The 19,004-nt window shown below is 60.8% G+C and carries 14 protein-coding genes; 5 read left to right on the forward strand and 9 right to left on the reverse strand.

The genetic code is table 11. The annotated features are described in order from the left end of the window. Positions 1–224: 224 nt before the first annotated feature. The 4 genes from Tel_12655 to Tel_12670 are packed head-to-tail and all read left to right on the forward strand — an operon-like array spanning position 225 to position 6,898. Positions 225–917, forward strand: coding sequence for a hypothetical protein (locus tag Tel_12655; protein ALP53916.1), 693 nt, complete (start codon positions 225–227; stop codon positions 915–917). Next, on the forward strand, positions 914–2,152 hold the full coding sequence (locus Tel_12660) for a glycosyl transferase family 1 (GenBank protein ID ALP53917.1): 1,239 nt from the start codon (positions 914–916) through the stop codon (positions 2,150–2,152). Before Tel_12655 ends, Tel_12660 begins: the two co-directional genes overlap by 4 nt. Next, the gene (locus Tel_12665; protein ID ALP53918.1) at positions 2,130–3,998 is read left to right on the forward strand and encodes a malto-oligosyltrehalose trehalohydrolase; all 1,869 of its coding nucleotides are present in this window, start codon (positions 2,130–2,132) and stop codon (positions 3,996–3,998) included. The genes Tel_12660 and Tel_12665 overlap by 23 nt, the downstream gene beginning before the upstream one ends. Further along, a complete protein-coding gene (locus tag Tel_12670; protein ALP53919.1) occupies positions 3,995–6,898 on the forward strand; it encodes a malto-oligosyltrehalose synthase in 2,904 nt (967 codons plus the stop codon). Before Tel_12665 ends, Tel_12670 begins: the two co-directional genes overlap by 4 nt. A 21-nt stretch (positions 6,899–6,919) precedes the next feature. On the opposite strand, the gene Tel_12675 is transcribed toward Tel_12670, so the two are convergent. Further along, positions 6,920–8,143 carry a glucose-1-phosphate adenylyltransferase gene (locus Tel_12675; GenBank protein ID ALP54866.1) on the reverse strand — a complete coding sequence of 408 codons (1,224 nt, stop codon included), beginning with the start codon at positions 8,141–8,143 and terminating at the stop codon, positions 6,920–6,922. Positions 8,144–8,440: 297 nt separating this feature from the next. On the opposite strand from Tel_12675, the gene Tel_12680 reads away from it, so the two are divergent. Beyond that, positions 8,441–10,393, forward strand: a complete 1,953-nt coding sequence (locus Tel_12680) for an amylosucrase (protein ID ALP53920.1) — start codon at positions 8,441–8,443, stop codon at positions 10,391–10,393. A gap of 45 nt (positions 10,394–10,438) precedes the next feature. Here the strand turns inward: Tel_12680 and Tel_12685 are convergent, their stop codons facing one another. From Tel_12685 to Tel_12720, 8 genes are all read right to left on the reverse strand, one after another. Then, positions 10,439–11,068 (reverse strand): hypothetical protein, encoded by a 630-nt coding sequence (locus Tel_12685; protein ALP53921.1) that lies wholly within the window; start codon positions 11,066–11,068, stop codon positions 10,439–10,441. A gap of 186 nt (positions 11,069–11,254) precedes the next feature. After that, positions 11,255–12,400 (reverse strand): ABC transporter ATP-binding protein, encoded by a 1,146-nt coding sequence (locus Tel_12690; GenBank protein ALP53922.1) that lies wholly within the window; start codon positions 12,398–12,400, stop codon positions 11,255–11,257. A 4-nt stretch (positions 12,401–12,404) separates the two neighbouring features. Then, positions 12,405–13,235 carry a sugar ABC transporter permease gene (locus Tel_12695; GenBank protein ALP53923.1) on the reverse strand — a complete coding sequence of 277 codons (831 nt, stop codon included), beginning with the start codon at positions 13,233–13,235 and terminating at the stop codon, positions 12,405–12,407. Next, positions 13,232–14,107 (reverse strand): ABC transporter permease, encoded by an 876-nt coding sequence (locus Tel_12700; GenBank protein ID ALP53924.1) that lies wholly within the window; start codon positions 14,105–14,107, stop codon positions 13,232–13,234. The genes Tel_12695 and Tel_12700 overlap by 4 nt, the downstream gene beginning before the upstream one ends. Continuing rightward, positions 14,104–15,399 (reverse strand): ABC transporter substrate-binding protein, encoded by a 1,296-nt coding sequence (locus tag Tel_12705; GenBank protein ID ALP54867.1) that lies wholly within the window; start codon positions 15,397–15,399, stop codon positions 14,104–14,106. The genes Tel_12700 and Tel_12705 overlap by 4 nt, the downstream gene beginning before the upstream one ends. Positions 15,400–15,571: 172 nt before the next feature. Continuing rightward, positions 15,572–17,704 carry a glycogen debranching protein gene (locus tag Tel_12710; GenBank protein ID ALP53925.1) on the reverse strand — a complete coding sequence of 711 codons (2,133 nt, stop codon included), beginning with the start codon at positions 17,702–17,704 and terminating at the stop codon, positions 15,572–15,574. Positions 17,705–18,032: 328 nt separating this feature from the next. After that, a complete protein-coding gene (locus tag Tel_12715; protein ID ALP53926.1) occupies positions 18,033–18,293 on the reverse strand; it encodes a hypothetical protein in 261 nt (86 codons plus the stop codon). A 52-nt stretch (positions 18,294–18,345) separates the two neighbouring features. Further along, complete coding sequence (locus tag Tel_12720; GenBank protein ID ALP53927.1) at positions 18,346–18,963, reverse strand: hypothetical protein; 618 nt, start codon at positions 18,961–18,963, stop codon at positions 18,346–18,348. Positions 18,964–19,004: the final 41 nt, after the last annotated feature.

Raw genomic sequence — 19,004 nt, forward strand, 5'->3', positions numbered from 1 at the left:
CGTCGCAAAGCAAAGGCGATCACAGTTTCAGCAAGCACCTCGTTTAGCCTCAATCCTTTTAATAGCTTCAACTACACTCGGCTACGCTGAATGAAATGGCGCGCAATGTTGATAAACCGCAATGTATTCGTATGCGCGGGATGTAAGAATATAGTGAAGCCAGTGAGAATCTAGTATTAAGGTGTTCACACGTAACACGGATGGATTGAAGGGGGATTCAGGACATGTCTGAAGCCGGCACTGCCAAGCCGAGCAATACGCCCGCATCATTCGCCATCAAGGACTGCGCCCTGGTGGCCCTGGCGACGGGTAAAAAGGTCACATTATTACGGGAGTTCCGCCGTGAATTGCAGGACATCGATGCGGCCAGCATCTATCACCACTTCTGGGGCGGGCTGCTACAGCCTCGTTTCGAGGAGCGTGAATACAATAACGACTTTGCCGCCTGGATGCAGCACGGCATCCACGACGCCGCACTGGCGGAGCGCCTGGCCGTGTTGGACCCCACCCGCGCCACCGATCTGGAGGCGCTGCGCTGCGAGGTTCTCGAACAGATCGATATTCGTCTGGAGGAAGTGGAATACTTATCCTGGAGCCGTGCCAGCCAGCCATTTGTGTTCATCTGTTCCCAGATCGTGGTATTCGATACCGGCCGACGCCTGCAACGGCCGCAGGAACTCGCCAAGATCGTGTCTCAACTCTCCACCAGCAGCATCTTTTACCACTTCATCGATGCGCGCCGCCGCACCGAACATGGCCATGACGATTTCAGCGATTGGTTGACCCTGTTCGGTGAGCAGTACGGCCCCTTGAAGCAAGCGCTGCAGGCGGTGGATCCCTATTTCGGCAGCCTCAGCGAACTGCGCCGACAATTGATTTCCCTGTTACAAAGCCATTTCCCGGAGGTTCACGCATGAGCCTGTTGGAGGAATATGCCCGTGTCACCGGCCCGGATGTCATCGCCCAGCTGCAACAATTGACCCAGCCGCTGCAGGGCATGAAGCTGGTCCATGTCAGTTCCACCCGCAGTGGCGGCGGGGTGGCCGAGATCCTCAATAAGATGGTGCCCTTGACCCGGGAACTGGGTATCGATACCCAATGGGAGGTCATCAGCGGCGATAGCGACTTCTTCGAATGTACCAAGGGCATGCACAACACCCTGCAGGGTAATCGCATCCCCTTGGGTGACCACCTGCTCCAGTCCTATGAGGCCACCAATGCGCACAACGCCGAGCGTTTGCGTCCCACCCTGGAGGCGGCGGACTTCGTCTTTATCCACGACCCGCAACCGGCGGCGCTGCTCGGGCTGTGCCCCAATCGCAGGGGTAAATGGATCTGGCGCTGCCATATCGACGCCAGTCATCCCTATCGACCCGTATGGAAATATCTGCGCCAGTTCGTGGCACCTTATGACGCCAGTGTGTTTTCCCTGGCGGCCTTCGCCCAGGAGTTGCCCCATCCCCAGTACCTGATTCCGCCCAGCATCGATCCGCTGGCGGAAAAGAATATCGACCTGGATGAAGAGACCATCGCCGAGATCTGCGACCAATACCAGATCGACCGCCAACGCCCCTTGATCGTGCAGATTTCGCGGTTCGATCGATTCAAGGATCCGGTGGGGGTCATCCAGGCCTATCGCCTGGCCAAGCGCTATCTCCCCGGACTGCAATTGGTGCTCGCCGGCGGCGGTGCCGCCGATGATCCGGAAGGTGAAGTCGTCCTGGACGAAGTCAAGACGGCGGCCGCCTATGATGCCGATATTCATGTACTGCTGTTGCCGCCCGACGCCAACCTGGAGGTCAACGCGCTGCAGCGGGCCGCGGACATCGTCGTGCAAAAATCCTTGCGCGAGGGCTTCGGCCTGACAGTCACCGAGGCCATGTGGAAGGGAAAACCTGTCATCGGCGGCGATGTGGGTGGCATTCGCCTGCAGGTGGTGAACTACCACACCGGCTTTCTCGTCAACACGCCCGAGGGGGCAGCCCTGCGCATCCGCTATCTACTACACCAAAAGGAACGGCTGGAGGAGATGGGCGCCAAGGCCAAGGCCCTGGTGCGCGACAACTTTCTTATCACCCGCCATCTGCGCGAATATCTTACCCTGATGGTGGCATTATTGAATGAGGGACATGACCGCATCCAACTCGGGTAAACAACGCCATCACAGCATGCCCTTCGGGGCCCAACTCCTGGACATGGGGGGGGTACGCTTCAGACTCTGGGCCCCCGCGGCGCAGCGCGTCGAACTGTGCCTGATCGAAGGCGAGGCAGAGACCCGTCTGCCCATGACGCGCCAGGATGAAGGCTGGTTCGAATGGGTGACCGAACAGGCCGGCAACGGCAGCCGCTATCGCTTTCGTATCGATGCCGGGATGCACGTCCCGGATCCGGCCTCCCGTTATCAACCGGAGGATGTGCATGGCCCCAGCGAGGTGGTCGACCCCCGGGCCTGGGCCTGGCAGGATGAGGCCTGGCTGGGGCGGCCGTGGCAGGAGGCCGTCATCTACGAACTGCACGTCGGCAGTTTCAGCCCACAGGGCAACTATGCCGCCATCCAAGCGCGCCTGGACACGCTGGTCGAACTGGGGGTGACCGCCGTCGAGCTGATGCCGGTGGCCGACTTTCCCGGTCGGCGCAACTGGGGCTATGACGGCGTCTATCTGTTCGCCCCCGACAGCCAATACGGCCGTCCGGAGGACCTCAAGGCCCTCGTCGAGGCCGCCCATGCGCGCGGGCTAATGGTGTTCCTGGACGTGGTGTACAACCACTTCGGTCCCGAGGGCAACTATCTCCACGCCTATGCCCCACAGTTCTTCACCGAGCGCCATCATACCCCCTGGGGCGCGGCCATTAACTATGATGGCAAGCACAGCCATTGGGTCAGGGAATTCTTCATTCACAATGCCTTGTACTGGTTGGCGGAATATCATCTCGATGGTCTGCGCCTGGACGCCGTGCACGCCATCATCGACGACTCGCAACCGGACATCCTCACCGAACTCGCGGAGCGGGTGCAAAGGCACTTCGGCAACCAGCGCCAGATCCATCTGGTGCTGGAGAATGATCGCAATGCCGCCCATTATCTGAGGCGCAGCGCCAATGGCCGACCGGAACATTATGTCGCCCAATGGAACGATGACATCCATCACGCCCTGCACGTACTGCTCACCGGCGAAGGGGAAGGTTATTACATGGACTATGCGCCGCACCCCTTGCCCCATCTACAGCGCTGCCTGAGCGAGGGGTTCGCCTACCAGGGTGAAGCTTCCGCCTATCGCGAGGCACAAGCGCGGGGCGAGGCCAGCGCGCATCTGCCGGCCACCGCCTTCGTCTCTTTTTTGCAGAATCACGACCAGGTGGGCAATCGTGCCTTTGGCGAGCGCATCGCCGCACTCACCGACGACAAGCGCCTGCGCGCCGCCCTGAGCCTGCTGCTGTTGGCCCCCGCCCCGCCCCTGCTGTTCATGGGCCAGGAGTGGAACAGCTCCCAGCCGTTCCCCTTTTTCTGCGACTTCGGCGCCGATTTGGCCGAGAAGGTGGTGGAAGGACGACGCAATGAGTTCGCCCATTTTCCCGAATTCAACGCCCCGGCCGCGCGCGAGCGCATCCCCGACCCCATGGCCGAGGCCACCTTCAACCAGGCCATCCTCGACTGGCAGGCGCGCCACAGTCCCGATCACCAGCCGTGGTTGACACTGCATAAAGAACTGCTGGCACTGCGCCACGCCGAGGTGATACCCCGCCTGCACAATCTGGTGGGGGGTGCAGCCGCTACCACCACCTGGGCCGGGCAGGGCCTGCGCGTGGACTGGTCCCTGGGCGATGGCGCCGGGCTGGCGCTGCTGGCCAATCTGGGTGATACATCGATCGCAGCGCTCGATCGTCCTTCGGGACGATTACTCTACAGCACCCATCCGACGGCGACACAAGCCGATGCGCTAGCGCTGCCCCCGTGGTCAGTCTGCTGGTATCTGGATGAGGCACGCCACTCGCGATGAAAACGCGCGCTGTCCCCGACGCCACCTATCGGTTGCAATTCAACCGCGACTTCACCTTTGCCGATGCCACGCGCCTTATTCCGTATCTGCATCAGCTGGGCATCAGTCATATCTATGCCTCGCCCTATCTCAAGGCGCGCAGCGGCAGTGCCCATGGCTACGACATCGTCGACCACAATGCGCTGAACCCGGAGATCGGCGATCAGGCCGATTTTCAGCGTTTCGTGGACACCCTGAAACAGCACGATATGGGCCAGATCCTGGACATCGTGCCCAACCACATGGGCGTAGGCGGCGATGACAACGCCTGGTGGCTGGATGTGCTGACACACGGCCAGGCCTCCTTATATGCCGAGTATTTCGATATCGATTGGCACCCGGTGATGACCGCATTGAACAATAAAGTCCTGCTGCCATTCCTGGGGGATCACTACGGCACAATATTGGAGAGCGGCGCCTTACAACTGGAGTTCTCTCAAGAACACGGCAGCTTCGGCGTGCGCTACTACGAACACCTGTTCCCAATCGATCCACGCACCTATGTCCATATCCTGGGCCGTCTGAAACAACGCCTCGAGGCCATCCCCCCGCTCGCTGAAGACGCCGGCGCCGAGCTCGACGGCATTATGGCGGCCTGCCGCGCCCTGCCACGTCGGACCGAACTGGCAAGGGTCCAACGCCAACGCCGCCACGATGAAGCCGCCGCGTGCCAACAACGCTTGGCGGCCTGGCATCAGAACTCTCCCCCTGTCCAGGCGCAGTTGGATCACACCCTAAACGAATTCCAGGGCAAGCCCGAGCAATCCAAGAGCTTCGATCCACTGCATCGTCTGCTGGAGGCCCAGGCCTATCGCCTGGCCTATTGGAAGGTGGCCACCGACGAGATCAATTACCGACGCTTTTTCGATATCAATGATCTGGCCGGGTTGCGGGTAGAGCTGCCGGAGGTGTTTCGGGCCACCCACGGCCTTATCCACCAACTCATCGCCACCCATCAGATTCAGGGCCTGCGTCTCGACCACCTGGACGGCCTCTCCGACCCCTACAAATATTGCCGGGACCTGCAGAGCCTGATCGGCGCGGCCTTGGGCGAGGCGGAGACGGCCGAGCCGTCACCCTTTTATGTCATCGTGGAAAAGATACTGGCCAGTCACGAACGTCTGCCCAGTCAGTGGCCGGTGGCGGGCACCACCGGCTATGAGAGCGCCCGGCTCTTGAATGGCCTGTTCGTCTATCCACACGACGAAAACCGGCTCAGTCGCCTGTATAAAAATTTCAGCGGTGACAGTGCCGATTTTGATGAGACGCTCTACGTGCGCAAGAAACGGATTATCAACAGCAGCTTATCCAGTGAACTGAACGTGCTCGCCAATCAGCTCAACGGCATCGCCGAGGCCGATCGCCACAGCCGTGATTTCACCCTGCATGGATTAAGCCGAGCCCTGACCGAGGTGGCGGCCTGCTTCCCGGTCTATCGCAGCTATGTCACCGCCACCCAGGTCAGCGAGGTGGACCGCCACCATGTCCGTTGGGCCGTGGCCCAGGCCAAGCGCCGCAATCCCAATACCGAACCCCTCATCTTCGATTTCATCTGCGAGCTCTTGCTGTTGACCGGGCAGAGCCAACGGTCACCATCGCTGCAGCGGCGCGTGGTCCAGTTCGTACAGGGGGTCCAGCAATACACGGCACCGGTGACGGCCAAGGGCATGGAGGATACCGCCTTCTATCATTTCAACCGGCTGGTGTCACTGAACGACGTAGGTTTTGACCCGCGCAGCGTCGGTATCTCCACAGCGGCCTTTCATGGCGAGAACAAGCAGCGTCTGGACAGCTGGCCCCACGCCATGATCAACACCTCCACCCATGACAGCAAGCGCAGCGAGGATGTGCGCGCGCGCATCAATGTGTTGTCGGAAATCGTGCCGCAGTGGCGCCGTTATCTATCGCGCTGGCGCCGTCTGAATCGTCATCGCAAACGCCTGGTGGATGACCAGCACGCACCCAACCGCAACGACGAATACCTGCTCTACCAGACACTGGTCGGTGCCTGGCCATTGGATGACGCCGCTGGCGACCTGGATGCCTTCAGGCAGCGCATCGAGACGTATATGATCAAAGCGATCCGTGAAGCCAAGGACCATACCTCCTGGATCAATCCCAATGAAGCATACGAGGCGGCCATGCACCACTTCGTCGGCGCCGTGTTGCAAAGCCCAGGCCAGAACGCCTTTCTCGACGATTTCATTCCCCTGCAACGGCAAATCGCACGCTGCGGTCTCTATAACAGTCTGTCCCAGGCCCTGCTCAAGTTCACCATGCCCGGCGTCCCGGATATCTATCGGGGCAACGAGGTATGGCGCTTCGACTTGGTGGATCCGGACAACCGCCGCCCGGTGGATCACCGCCACCATCATGGCCTACTGCAAGGCTTGATCGACCAGACCCGCAGCGACCAAGCCCTCACCGAGCTGACACAGTCGTTGATGGCGGCGCTGGAAGACGGACGCGCCAAGCTCTATCTCACCTGGCGCATCCTGACCCTGCGCCGCCGCCACCCCGAACTGTTCCAGCACGGCGACTACCTGGCCTTGGACGTGACAGGGGCAAAAGGGGAGCATATCTGCGCCTTTGCCCGCCGCTGGCAGGATCGCCAGCTGATCTGCGCAGCGCCCCGTTGGTATTTCCGCCTGTTGCAGGGCGAGCCCGAGAAATTGCCCTTGGGCGAAGCCGTCTGGGCGGATACTTGGGTGGCGGCACTGCCGGAGGCGAACGGGCGGCCCTATCGCCACCTGTTTACCGATCGAAGCGTACAGGCTCGTGCGCGTGCGGATGGCTCACAGGGCTTTGCCGCCGCCGAGCTGTTTGCCGACTTTCCGGTGGCCGTCTTGATCAACGAATGACGGGCGCGCGTTCCCGCAGCCCTACTCCTCGTAGCCCGGTCCTGCGCCGCGGGAATTGCGTGCAAAGTAATCGGTGCGTCCCTTCGGTACCACCACCAGACCGCCCTCGGTGACGTGATAACGGGCACGATCCGCCGCCGCATCAAAGCCGATCCGGGCATTGGGCTCGATGCAGTTGTGACGGTCCACGATGACGCGCCGCAAGCGTGCACCGGCGCAGATGCGCACATAGTCCATGATGACGCAATCCTCCAACTCCGCCCCCGGCTCAATCACGGCCTCGCGGCGGATGATACTGTTGCGGATCTTGGACCGATCCACCAAGGCCGCCGCCCCCAGCAGGCAATTATCTATCTCGCTCTCGAACACCCGCGCCACCGGCCCCTGGTAGTGACTGGAGAATATCGGCCACTGAGGATTAAAGGCATCGAAGCACGGTTCCCGGCCGAGCACGTCCTTATGGGCGTCGAAATAGGAATCCAGATTACCGACGTCGCGCCAATAGTTCGGCTCTTCATAGTCCTTTACACCTGGCACCTTGTTGTCGGCAAAGTTATAGGCATAGAGGCGGTGCGTGGACAGCAGGCGGGGCAGGACGTGATGACCAAAGTCGGTCTCGCCGCGCTCATGGGCCTCCTCCAGCGCCTGCATCAAGACATCGGCATTGAATAGATAGTTGCCCATGGACGCATAGGCCCGGTTCGAGTCACCCGGCATGGATTGGGGGCGGGCCGGCTTCTCGGCAAAACCGAGGATGCGACCGTCATGTTCGGCCTCGATAACGCCAAAGCTGGAGGCCTGTTCCAAGGGGACCGGCAAGGCGGCGACACTGATGTCGGCATGGTGATCCCGGTGAAAGCGCATCATTTGACGCACATCCATGCGATAGATATGGTCGGCGCCGAACACGGCCACCATGTCGGGCCGGTGTCGGCGCAGCAGGCCGAGGCTTTGGTAGACGGCATCGGCGGTCCCCTGAAACCAGCTGCTGCCCTCCTGCATCTGCGGCGGCACGACAGTGACGAACTGGTCGGGCAACAAGGGCGAAATGGTCCAGCCTTTACGCACATGCTCGATCAGGGACTGCGCCTTATATTGCACCAATAAATAGATAGCGCGGATTTCGGAGTTAATCAGGTTGCTGAGGACGAAATCGATAATCCGATAACGCCCGCCGAAAGGCACGGCCGGCTTGCAACGCTCCGTGGTCAGGGGGCGCAAGCGCTTGCCCTCGCCGCCCGCCATGACGAAGGCCACGACTTTGTCCTTGCGTTTGCGTCGCTCTTCCAATTCGTCTCTCCTCTTACTAAACCCGGCAACCGCTCGACCCTTATGAGAACAGATCAGCAGTCCGTTATCATTGAGATTTTTCAATGTGCCGCACGCCCGCCGAGCCGTCGCAGGGCTTGAGATTTATCAGTGCAGCCACCGGCTGCAAGCCGCATAATGTCGAGTTGAACCTGCCTGTCATGCGACCCCAACATGGCCGGTGTCTGGGATACCCCGGCCCGACCAACACGGTCACGAAATAAGGAGGCACTGATGCCCGACACAGCCCTTTCGAACCCGGAACACAGCGCCACGGCCCTAAAGCGACTCATGCCGCGCATCGAGGCGCGTTACAGTGACAAGACCGACCCCACCGAGTGGCAGGCCTATACGCAGCGCATGCGCAAGCATTTTCCGCGCCTGTTCGAACGTCTGCATGCGCTCTACGGAAACAAACACGATTTTTACTACCACCTGGAGGGCATCCTGGCCTCCGCCACCGAAATGTGGCTGGCGCGCCCGGACGAGCTAAAGGCGCTGGACGCCCTGCGCGAGGCCGACCCCCACTGGTATCACTCCAACCGCATGGTGGGCGCCATGTGTTATGTCGACCTGCTCGCCGGCGACCTGCAAGGGCTGCGCGAGCGCATCCCCTACCTGTCAGAACTGGGCATCACCTATCTGCACCTGATGCCCTTGTTCAAGGCGCCGGAGGGCGACAACGACGGCGGCTACGCGGTCAGCAGTTATCGCGAGGTGGAGCCACGCCTGGGGACTATGGACGATCTGGCGGCGCTGGCCACAGAACTGCGCCATCACGGCATTTCGCTGGTGGTGGACTTCGTCTTCAACCATACCTCGGACGAACACGACTGGGCCCAGCGCGCCTTGGCCGGCGACAAAGACTACCAGGACTACTACCGCATGTACCCCAACCGCGAGCTGCCGGACGCCTTCGAACGTTCCATGCCTGAGGTGTTCACCGAGGATCATCCGGGCGCTTTCACCTATCGCACGCGGATCAAGAAATGGGTCTGGACCACCTTCCACACCTATCAATGGGATCTGAATTACGAAAATCCCGCGGTCTTCAACAGCATGCTGGAGGAGATGCTGTTTCTGGCCAACCAGGGCGTGGAGATCCTGCGCCTGGACGCGGTGGCCTTCATCTGGAAACGCCTGGGCACGAATTGCCAGAACCTGCCTGAGGCACACTGGATCATCCAGGCCTTTAACGCCGTCGCCAGCATCGCCGCGCCGGCCATGGTGTTCAAATCCGAGGCCATCGTGCATCCGGACGAAGTGCGCAAATACATCGACATGGGGGAGTGTCAGTTGTCCTACAATCCCCAGCTCATGGCCCTGCTTTGGGAGGCGCTGGCCACCCGCGACACGCGCGTGCTGCAACACGCCATGCAGCACCGCTACGCCATGCCCGAGGGCTGCGGCTGGGTCAACTACGTGCGCTCCCACGATGACATCGGCTGGGCCTTCGCCGATGATGACGTCCAAGCGGTGGGCTTCGACCCCGGGCAGCACCGCCGCTTTCTGACCCGTTTTTATAGCGGCAAATTCGAAGGCAGCTTCGCCCGTGGCGCGCCGTTCCAGGAAGATCCGATCAGCGGCGATGCGCGCGTGTCGGGCACCTGCGCTTCGCTGGCGGGGGTGGAAAAGGCGCTGGCCGAGCAAGACGAGAAAGAACTCGATTTCGCTCTCCAACGCATGTTGCTGATCCACGGCGTCATCATCACCATGGGCGGCATTCCGCTGATCTATCTCGGCGATGAGGTGGCCATGTTAAATAATTACGATTACGATCAAGACCCGGCCAAGAGCGGCGATTCGCGCTGGCTGCATCGTACCAACTTCGATGCCGGGCGCGCCGAACAGCGCCGTGATACGGCGTCGGCGCCGGGCCGCGTCTATCAGGGGCTGCTGCGCCTGATCCAACTGCGCGGTCAGAACCTGGCCTTCTCGCGCGGCGATACCGAGTTCGTGGCCACGGGCAACCAACACGTGTTCGGTTTTGTTCGCAGTAACGCTCAGCACGTGGTCTTCGTGTTGGCCAATTTCAGTGAACGGGAACAGGGACTGGAAGCTCGGCGCCTGCGCCAGATGGGCATGCGCAAGACCATGGTGGATCTCTACGGCGGGCGGGTGCTCACCGCCACCCAGGAACTGGCGATGGCACCCTATCAATTGTTGGTACTGGCGCGCGTCGCCTGATGCAGGTGCCGGCGCCCACCGGCCTCGCTCGCCCCACCCCGGTGGTTATGCTTTAACTGGGTTTCTTCTTCTGGATAAGGCCAGGCCGGCCAGCCCCAGCCCCAGCAAGGCAAGACTGGCCGGTTCGGGGACACTGCCGGCAACCGCAGACGTCGCCGCATTGAACGAAATCGTATACGTGCCCGCACTGCCGCCGCCGGTCCAACTCGACAAGGGGTCGGCCGCGCCCGGTCCGGTGGGCAGCTCGGTGCCGCAACAACCATTATTGAAGATATTACCGCTCGCCGACGTCGGTTCATTATTGTAGCCATCGATGCCCAAGAAATAGTCACCGGTCACCAGCACGGTGGATATGAACGCATTGACACCGCTGCCACTATCGTCATCGGCCAGGATGCCCAAACCGCTGCCATCGAAAAGGAAAAGCTGTGAATCACCCGTCGCGCTCACCGTCGCGCTGAAGGCGCCACCGCTCCACCCGAAACTGAACAAATCGACATCGCCCGTGCCGGCCGAACCGGAGACCGAGGTGGCCCCTGCCCCCAGCACCTGGGCGGTACCCATCAGATCACCGGCGTCACCCACCTCGGTGATGGGCACTGCATAGGCGTTGCCGCTGGCGCAGGCAAGGGTAAACATCGAAATCAACATTTTTTTCATTTTAGCCACCTTCATGTTAGATATTTATTTATTGCTAATATTAGCAATAACCATACCTAAAATTGTTAACAGTTGATTTCATTGGGAAATATGACTTAAACGTGCAATACGCCCGCACATGATGTGTAAATAATTCCGACGCTTTTTACACCGTGCCGGCCGGACGCCTATTGGATGGATGGCTGCCGCAACCGGCTGTGCTTAGCCACGCCTCAGGCGGACACCACTGTCGGCGTCAAAGAGCTGCAGATGCTCGGGCGACATACATAGCGTCAGGCGGTCACCCGTCTGGATGCCGTGGCTCGGGTCGATACGGGCGACCAGTTCGAGACGATCGCTGTTGGCGCTGATGTCCAGATCGCCGGGGAGGCGCAGCGTTTCGAAGTCACCGAAATCAAGACCGAAGTATACGAACAGATCGGCGCCCAGCCATTCCACCACTTCGGCCTGGGCCTCAAAGCACAGCTCGTTGTCCCGTGCCTGCTCGACAGCCTGCAGGTGTTCCGGACGAAAGCCCGCCACCAGCGGCCCGTCGCTGCCTGTTAGCGCCGCGCGCTGGTCTTGCGTTAAGGCCATTGCCCCCGCCGGGGTTTCAACGCATGCGTCGCGATAGCGCGCCGGCACGAAGTTCATGGCGGGCGACCCGATAAAGCCGGCCACAAATAAAGTGTCCGGGGTCTCATACAGCTCGCGTGGCGTGCCGATCTGCAATACCTCGCCTTGGCGCAGCACGGCGATGCGATCGCCCAGGGTCATGGCCTCGGTCTGGTCGTGGGTCACATATACCGTGGTGGTCTCGAGCCGGTTCTGCAGCCGGGCGATTTCGGTGCGCATCTGCACGCGCAGCTTGGCGTCGAGATTGGACAGCGGTTCATCCAGCAAAAACGCCTTGGGCTCGCGCACGATGGCCCGCCCCATGGCGACGCGCTGGCGCTGACCGCCGGACAGGGCGCGCGGTTTGCGCTCCAGCAAGTCGCCGAGCTCCAAAATCTCGGCGGCCTGGCTGATGCGCCGCTCGATCTCTTTGGCAGAGAGCTTGGCGAGCTTGAGCGGAAAGGCCATGTTGTCGCGCACGCTCATATGCGGATAAATGGCGTAGCTTTGAAACACCATGGCCATGTTGCGGTCCTTGGGATCGAGGTCGTCGACGCGCTCGCCGTCGACGAGGATCTCACCCGTGCTGACATCCTCCAGGCCCATGATCATGTTCAACAGGGTGGACTTGCCGCAGCCGGAGGGCCCGACCAAAATGAAGAACTCGCCGTCTTCAATGGTAAAATCGGCGTCCTTCACCGCCGTGTTCTCGCCAAAGTGTTTGCTCACATTGTGCAATTCGATCTTGGCCATGGGCTTATCCTTTGACGGCCCCCGAGGTCAGTCCGGCCACGATACGGCGCTGAAAGATCAACACCACGATGATGATCGGCAGCGTCACCACCACCGAGGCGGCGGCGATGGAGCCGGTGGGCTGCTCGAAGCGCGAACTGCCGGTGAAGAAGGCGATGGCCGCCGGCACGGTGCGCGCGTCGTTGGTGGAGGTGAGCGCAATGGCGAACAGAAAATCATTCCAGGCGAACATGAAGACCAGGATGGCGGCGGTGAACACACCGGGCGCCGCCAGGGGCGCGATGACATAGGTGAAGGCCTGCAGGGGCGTGGCGCCGTCGACCCGTGCCGCTTTGTCCAGGTCCCAGGGGATTTCGCGGAAAAACGCCGACAGGGTCCAGATGGCCAGCGGCAGGGTGAAGGTCATGTAGGGCAGGATCAAGCCCAACCAGGTGTCGTATAAGCCTAGCGTGCGCCAGACATTGAACAACGGTCCGATGATGGAGACCGGCGGAAACATGGCGATGGACAGGGCGGCGGCGAGGATAACGCGCCGACCCGGAAACTCCAGCCGCACAATGGCGTAGGCCGCGAACATCGCCAACACCACGGCGGCCAGGGTGGAGATAGCGGCGATGCCGATGGAATTCCATAAGGCGGCGGAAAACTGGGGGTCGGCGAACACCGCTCGATAGTGTTCCAGGCTGATCGTTTGGGGAAAAAAACGCTGGTCGCTGAGATCGGCGCTGCGCTTGAGCGACAGGGATATAATCCACGCCACCGGTATCAGGGCATAGATCACCACCAGCACGCTGCCCGCCCCCCAGAACAAACGCTCCAGGCGCGCGGCGTTCATTGCCCCTCCCGGCGCGACAAGTCGATGCCGAACCCCTTGATGTAGATCAGGGCAATGACCACTACGCAAACGAATATCAACACCGACACCGCCGAACCCAGTCCCAGATTCAAACGTGTAATCAGGGCATTATATCCGACGATGGAGACCGACTCGGTCCCTTGGGCACCGCGGGTTTGGATAAACACCGTATCGAAGATACGAAAGGCATCCAGGGTGCGAAACAGCAATGCCACCATTATCACCTGCCGCATCAGCGGCAGCGTGATCTTGAAAAAACGCTGTACGGCATTGGCGCCATCGACGCGCGCCGCACGCAGTAAATCATCGGGCACCAGGGTGAGCCCGGCCAACAACAGCAGCGCCATGAACGGCGTGGTCTTCCAGATCTCGGTCTGGATAATGACGAAGAAGGCGGACCAGCGCTCGCTCAGCCAGGCCCCCTCTAAACCGAGCAAGGCATTGACGAAGCCGGTGGTGGGATCAAAGGCGAAACGCCAGCTCATGGCCGCCACCACGGTGATGATGCCGTAGGGCACCAGCAGCGAGGTGCGCACCAGACGCCGTCCGACGACGGCCCGGTGCATGATCAGGGCGAACACGAAACCGAGCAACAATTCGGCCAACACCGAGCCGACGGTGATCACCAGGGTGTTGAATAAAGACTGCCACCAGGCCTCGGAATTCAAAACGCTGAGATAATTGTCGATACCGACAAACTGACGCTGCTCGGGGAAACGCAGGTCATAGCGAAACAGCGACAGCCACAGGGCATAGAGCATGGGGTAGGCGGTCACTACCAGCATGGCGATGAGCGCCGGCGCACACAGCTTCCAGGCCAGACGATGCTCGGCCGCCGCGCGCCGACTCACAACAGGCCCTCCGAGCGCAGCGCGCGCCCGACCGCCGCGCGCAGGCGCCCCACATCCCGCTCCGGATCGATGTCGCGCATGGGATGCAGGGTATGACTAATCGCCAGCGACACATCGGCGTACAACGGCGTTTTGGGACGCTGCACCGCATCCCGCAGGGTCTGGCGCAGCAGGTCGGCGAAAGGGAAGGTGCGGCGCACGTCGGCGTCTTCATACAAGGCGACGCTCGTGGGCGGCAAACCACCCAGAGTGGCGGCCAGGCGTTGGTTGGCCGTCGAGGTCAGGCAGGCAGCGGCCGCGAAGGCGAGTTCGGGATGACGACTGTGGGCGCCGATGCCCAGATTGATACCCCCGATTGTGACTCGGCTCAGCCGGCCTTCGATGACCGCTGGCCAGCGCGCCCAGGCCATGTGCTCGGCCACGCTGGGGGCATTGGCCCGGGCACTGGGCCAGACGAAGGTATAGTTGATAATGAAACTGGAATCGCCGGCCTCGAAACCGAGCCTGGCCTGATCTTCGCGCGCCGTAGCCAGCGACGCAGCGGCGGCCGGTGAGTTGGCAAGCCGGTGCATGATCTCCAGGGCGCGCCGCGTCGGCGCGGTTTCGAGCGCGACGGTTTCGCCTTCGGGCCCGAGTACCGATCCGCCCGCAGAAGCGAGCAATGAGACAAAAAATACCGTCAGACCTTCGTAGCGCGCACCCTGCGCCTGTATCGTCCCCTTGGCGCCGATGCGCTCGGCCATTTGAATCATTTCATCCCAGCTGGCCGGCGGCGCAGCGACGCGGTCGCTGCGATACCACAACAGCTGGGTGTTGGTGGTCAGGGGCGCGGCCCACAACTGTTGCTCGTAGCTCGCACTTTCGACGGCGCTGGCAAAGCGGCCCAAACGCGCGGCCCGTGCGGCCTCGTCCTGCCAGGGCAGTATCCAGCCCGCCTCGGCGAATTCGGCGGTCCAGATCACATCCATGCCGATGATATCGATATCCGCGTCGCCTGCTGCCAGTCGCCGCACCAATTGTTCGCGCTGTTGGTTGGCGTCGGTGGGCAGCGGCACCAGCTCGATGACATAACGCCCTTCAGCGGCGGCGCCACACTCCCGCGCCGCCTGCTGAAACGCCCCGGAGGGCTCGTCGAAGACATACCAACGCAGCCGCGGCGTATCGGCGTCCTGCTCGGAGCAGGCGGGCGCCGCCATCACGACGGCGGCTAAAATCAGTTGACCGATCGTCTGTCTTACCGTGCGCATGCTATTCCCCTGTGACCGTGAAGAGGCACGCATCAATCCGCGCATGTTCATTATAGGTTCCCACCGACCCGTAACCTTGAATTCTTTCGATGTCTGTTGTCGCGACAGCGTTTATTCCGACACTAGGAAACGCCAGCGCCGCGCAACAACATACAGTGCGAGCCATGACGCGCATAAACGTCGCCGGCGGACGCTAACTCCTCCATCCGTGTTAGCGCTATTGTTGTGTCGCTGCATAGCGGATCAGCACCAGGCTGCGAGGCTGAACCGGGTAGGAGCCTGCTATCGCCTCCTCGACTTCCGCCGCCTGGTCTTCGCGCGCCGTGTCTATCACCAGGGCGGGCTGGGCCAGGCTATCCAAGGACGGCAAGTTGTATTCCTGCGTCTCGCCCGTAGGGTTGAGAATTACCATAAAGGTATCATCCGGTTCTTGTTCACCCTCCTTGGTCAAGTGATATATCCCCGCCTCACCGCTCAGTAACATGGCGATCGGCTGCGCTTCGTGAACGTGCCAGTCTTGCCCCTGCATCTCCTCGCCGTCGGCCTTAAGCCAGCTGATATCCTTGTTCTCGGTACCAGGCGTTACCGCGCCATGAAAAAAGCGGTGACGGTGAAACACGATATGCGTTTGACGCAAGCGGGTGAGCAGCTGCGTCAACCTCAATAGGGCCTGGCCGTGCGCGTCTATATTCGACCAATCGAGCCAATTGATCTCGTTGTCCTGGCAATAGGCATTGTTGTTGCCCTGCTGGCTATGGCCGAATTCATCGCCACCACGCAACATGGGCAAGCCCTGGGAAAATAATAAGGTTGCCAGCAGATTGCGCTTCTGACGCTCACGCTGGCGGATGATCTCCGGGTCGTCCGTATCCCCCTCGACGCCGCAATTCCAACTAAAATTCTGATCGCTGCCGTCGCGATTATCTTCCTGATTGGCCTCGTTGTGCTTCTCGTTGTAGCTCACTAGATCATGCAGGGAAAAGCCGTCATGGGCGGTGACGAAGTTGACGCTAGCCCAAGGGCGGCGGCCGCGCCGATCGTAGATATCGCTGGAGCCGGTAATGCGCGACGCCAGTTCCGGCAACTGCCCCTCGTCGCCGCGCCAAAAGCGGCGTACGGTGTCGCGGTAACGGTCATTCCACTCCGACCAGCCGGGCGGGAATTGGCCGAGACGATACCCGTTATGACCCACATCCCAGGGTTCGGCAATCAGTCTGGTGGTGGACAACAAGGGGTCCTGGGCGACGGCATCGAGAAAGCTGGAGTGCTCGTTAAACTCCCCGTCCACCCGCGCCAGGGTGGTGGCGAGATCGAAACGGAAGCCGTCGACGCGCATCTCCTCCACCCAATAGCGTAATGAGTCGGTCACCATGCGCAGGGCATTGGCGTGGCGCAGTTCCAGCGCATTCCCGGTGCCCGTGTAGTCATGGTAATAGCGGGGCTGGTCCCCCAGCAGATTGTAATAGGAGAGATTGTCGATGCCGCGCAGTGACAAGGTGGGGCCCAAGTGATTGCCCTCGGCAGTATGATTGTAGACCACGTCGAGGATGACCTCGATATCGGCATCGTGCAACAGCTGGACGAAGGTCTTGAATTCATTGACACCCCCTTCGCCCAGGTATTGCGGATGGGGTGCAAAAAAGCCAAGGGGATTATAGCCCCAGTAATTGCTCAACCCCTTATCCACCAGCGCCCGCTCGTCGGCAAAGGCGTGCACGGGCAATAACTCCACCGCGGTGATGCCTAAATCCTGGAGATAGCGGACGATCTCATGATTGGCCAGACCGCCGAAGGTGCCACGCTCGGCGTCGGCGATATTGGGATGTCGCATGGTATAACCGCGCACATGCATCTCATAGGCGATGATCTCATGCCAAGGGCGCAGCAGGTTGCGATCCCGACCCCAGGTGAAGGCGGGGTCGATGACCCGACACTTGGGCATATAGGGCGCGCTGTCCCGTTCGTCGAAGGACAAATCTTCATCCTCGTCGCCCACGCGGTAGCCGAACAAGGCATCATGCCATTGCAACGCCCCGTGCAGACACTTGGCATAGGGATCGAGCAGCAACTTGTTGTGATTGAAACGGTGCCCCTGATCCGGCTCATAGGGCCCGTAGACGCGATAGCCATAGAGCTGTCCGACCCGCACATCGGGGAGATAGCCGTGCCAGACCTCGTTGGTGCACTCGGGCAATTCGATGCGTTCGACTTCCTTTTCGCCCTTGCTGTCAAACAGACACAGCTCGACGCGCTCGGCATGGGCCGAGAACAAGGCAAAATTTATCCCACTGCCGTCCCATGCCGCCCCCAAGGGAAAGGGCAAGCCGGGCCAAACACGCTGTTTCGCCATGGCGTAAAGACTCCTTAAATTTTAATGGGCGTACCAGACTCAATGGCAAAGCTTGGCAAAACGCCCGATGACACGCATTGAGATTTAGCAATACCCCCTCACGACCTAGATTAAGCCTCTGAATCGATTTGACGTATGTCAATGCATCCAGCCTATCGCCGGGCTAAGTTGCGTCTATCTAAGCTACTTTATCAGGGAGTCGGCTCATGGATTTATTGAACGGTATAGTGCCGCGAATCAACTGGCTATGGGTGCCAATGCTAGCCGTGTCTTGCCTGCCCTTGGCCGCATGGAGCGCCGAGAAGATACCTACTACTCCCCACCTCGATCAGCTGGCGCGCTGGCGCAACGCTTTGGCTTGCAGGGGCTGTGCATCGCGGGCTATCCCATGTACCGCGGCCTGAGTCGCCTGTTGGGCATGGAGGTGGCGGAAGTGCCCGACGACCTCGACGCGGCCTTTGACACCCTGCCACAACACTACTCCAAGCAGCAGCACGACCTTTATTTCCTGCATATCAAGGGCACAGACAAGCGCGGCGAAGACGCCGATTTTGACGCCAAGGTAGCCGTCATCGAGGCCCTGGATCAACGCCTGCCAGCGCTACTGGCGAATGAGGTCGGCGACGGCGACACTATGGATTTCAGGCCATGCGCTGCGAGCCCGGAGCGCCGCCGCGCTTGGACAACCCGGCCGTCAGCACCTGGCGCATGGCGTCTTCCACCGACATGTCTAAAGGCACCACCCGGTCGTGCGGCAGATAGACCGTATAGCCGCCGATCTGATAGCTCATGGGCAGATACACGGCGACCATGTGCTCCTTGTCCGGCAGACCCGGCATGTCCGTCAGGCGCTCACGGGTCAAAAATCCGATCAGATGCATATCCGCCACGGTTACCATGACCACCTGTTTGAGTTCACCGCGCTCCTTGGTGGCGGAAAAATAGTCCATGAAATCACGCAGCCCCCCGTAGATGGACTTGACCAGGGGAATCTTCTCCAGGATATATTCCCCCACTCGAAACAAGCGCTGCACCACCCAGGCATTGACCACCAGCCCGATGAAAAACAGCAAGACCAAGCCCGCCACCAGCCCCGCGCCGGGCAGGTAGTACTCTGCAGGCACCAGGGTGGTGATCACCGGCCGTAGCACGCGTTCGATGGAGATTCCCAGCCAATACAGGAGGTAGAGCGTTAGACCGATGGGAAGAACGGCCGCCAGCCCTTTCAACAGAATGTCCCACACATACCGCATACACATTTCTCCATTGCGGATAAAGTCGCTTAGGCTAGCATAGTCGA

Origin of the sequence: Candidatus Tenderia electrophaga (assembly GCA_001447805.1) — a bacterium.
GTDB classification, from domain to species: domain Bacteria; phylum Pseudomonadota; class Gammaproteobacteria; order Tenderiales; family Tenderiaceae; genus Tenderia; species Tenderia electrophaga.

What these genes read in the sequence shown, in the direction of transcription:
- Tel_12680 (ALP53920.1), top strand. Translation starts at nt 8,441, where the DNA reads ATGCCCGACACAGCCCTTTCGAACCCGGAACACAGCGCCACGGCCCTA.
- Tel_12720 (ALP53927.1), bottom strand. Translation starts at nt 18,963, where the DNA reads ATGTGTATGCGGTATGTGTGGGACATTCTGTTGAAAGGGCTGGCGGCC.
- Tel_12685 (ALP53921.1), bottom strand. Translation starts at nt 11,068, where the DNA reads ATGAAGGTGGCTAAAATGAAAAAAATGTTGATTTCGATGTTTACCCTT.
- Tel_12675 (ALP54866.1), bottom strand. Translation starts at nt 8,143, where the DNA reads ATGGCGGGCGGCGAGGGCAAGCGCTTGCGCCCCCTGACCACGGAGCGT.
- Tel_12670 (ALP53919.1), top strand. Translation starts at nt 3,995, where the DNA reads ATGAAAACGCGCGCTGTCCCCGACGCCACCTATCGGTTGCAATTCAAC.
- Tel_12660 (ALP53917.1), top strand. Translation starts at nt 914, where the DNA reads ATGAGCCTGTTGGAGGAATATGCCCGTGTCACCGGCCCGGATGTCATC.
- Tel_12695 (ALP53923.1), bottom strand. Translation starts at nt 13,235, where the DNA reads ATGAACGCCGCGCGCCTGGAGCGTTTGTTCTGGGGGGCGGGCAGCGTG.
- Tel_12690 (ALP53922.1), bottom strand. Translation starts at nt 12,400, where the DNA reads ATGGCCAAGATCGAATTGCACAATGTGAGCAAACACTTTGGCGAGAAC.
- Tel_12705 (ALP54867.1), bottom strand. Translation starts at nt 15,399, where the DNA reads ATGCGCGGATTGATGCGTGCCTCTTCACGGTCACAGGGGAATAGCATG.
- Tel_12665 (ALP53918.1), top strand. Translation starts at nt 2,130, where the DNA reads ATGACCGCATCCAACTCGGGTAAACAACGCCATCACAGCATGCCCTTC.
- Tel_12655 (ALP53916.1), top strand. Translation starts at nt 225, where the DNA reads ATGTCTGAAGCCGGCACTGCCAAGCCGAGCAATACGCCCGCATCATTC.
- Tel_12710 (ALP53925.1), bottom strand. Translation starts at nt 17,704, where the DNA reads ATGGCGAAACAGCGTGTTTGGCCCGGCTTGCCCTTTCCCTTGGGGGCG.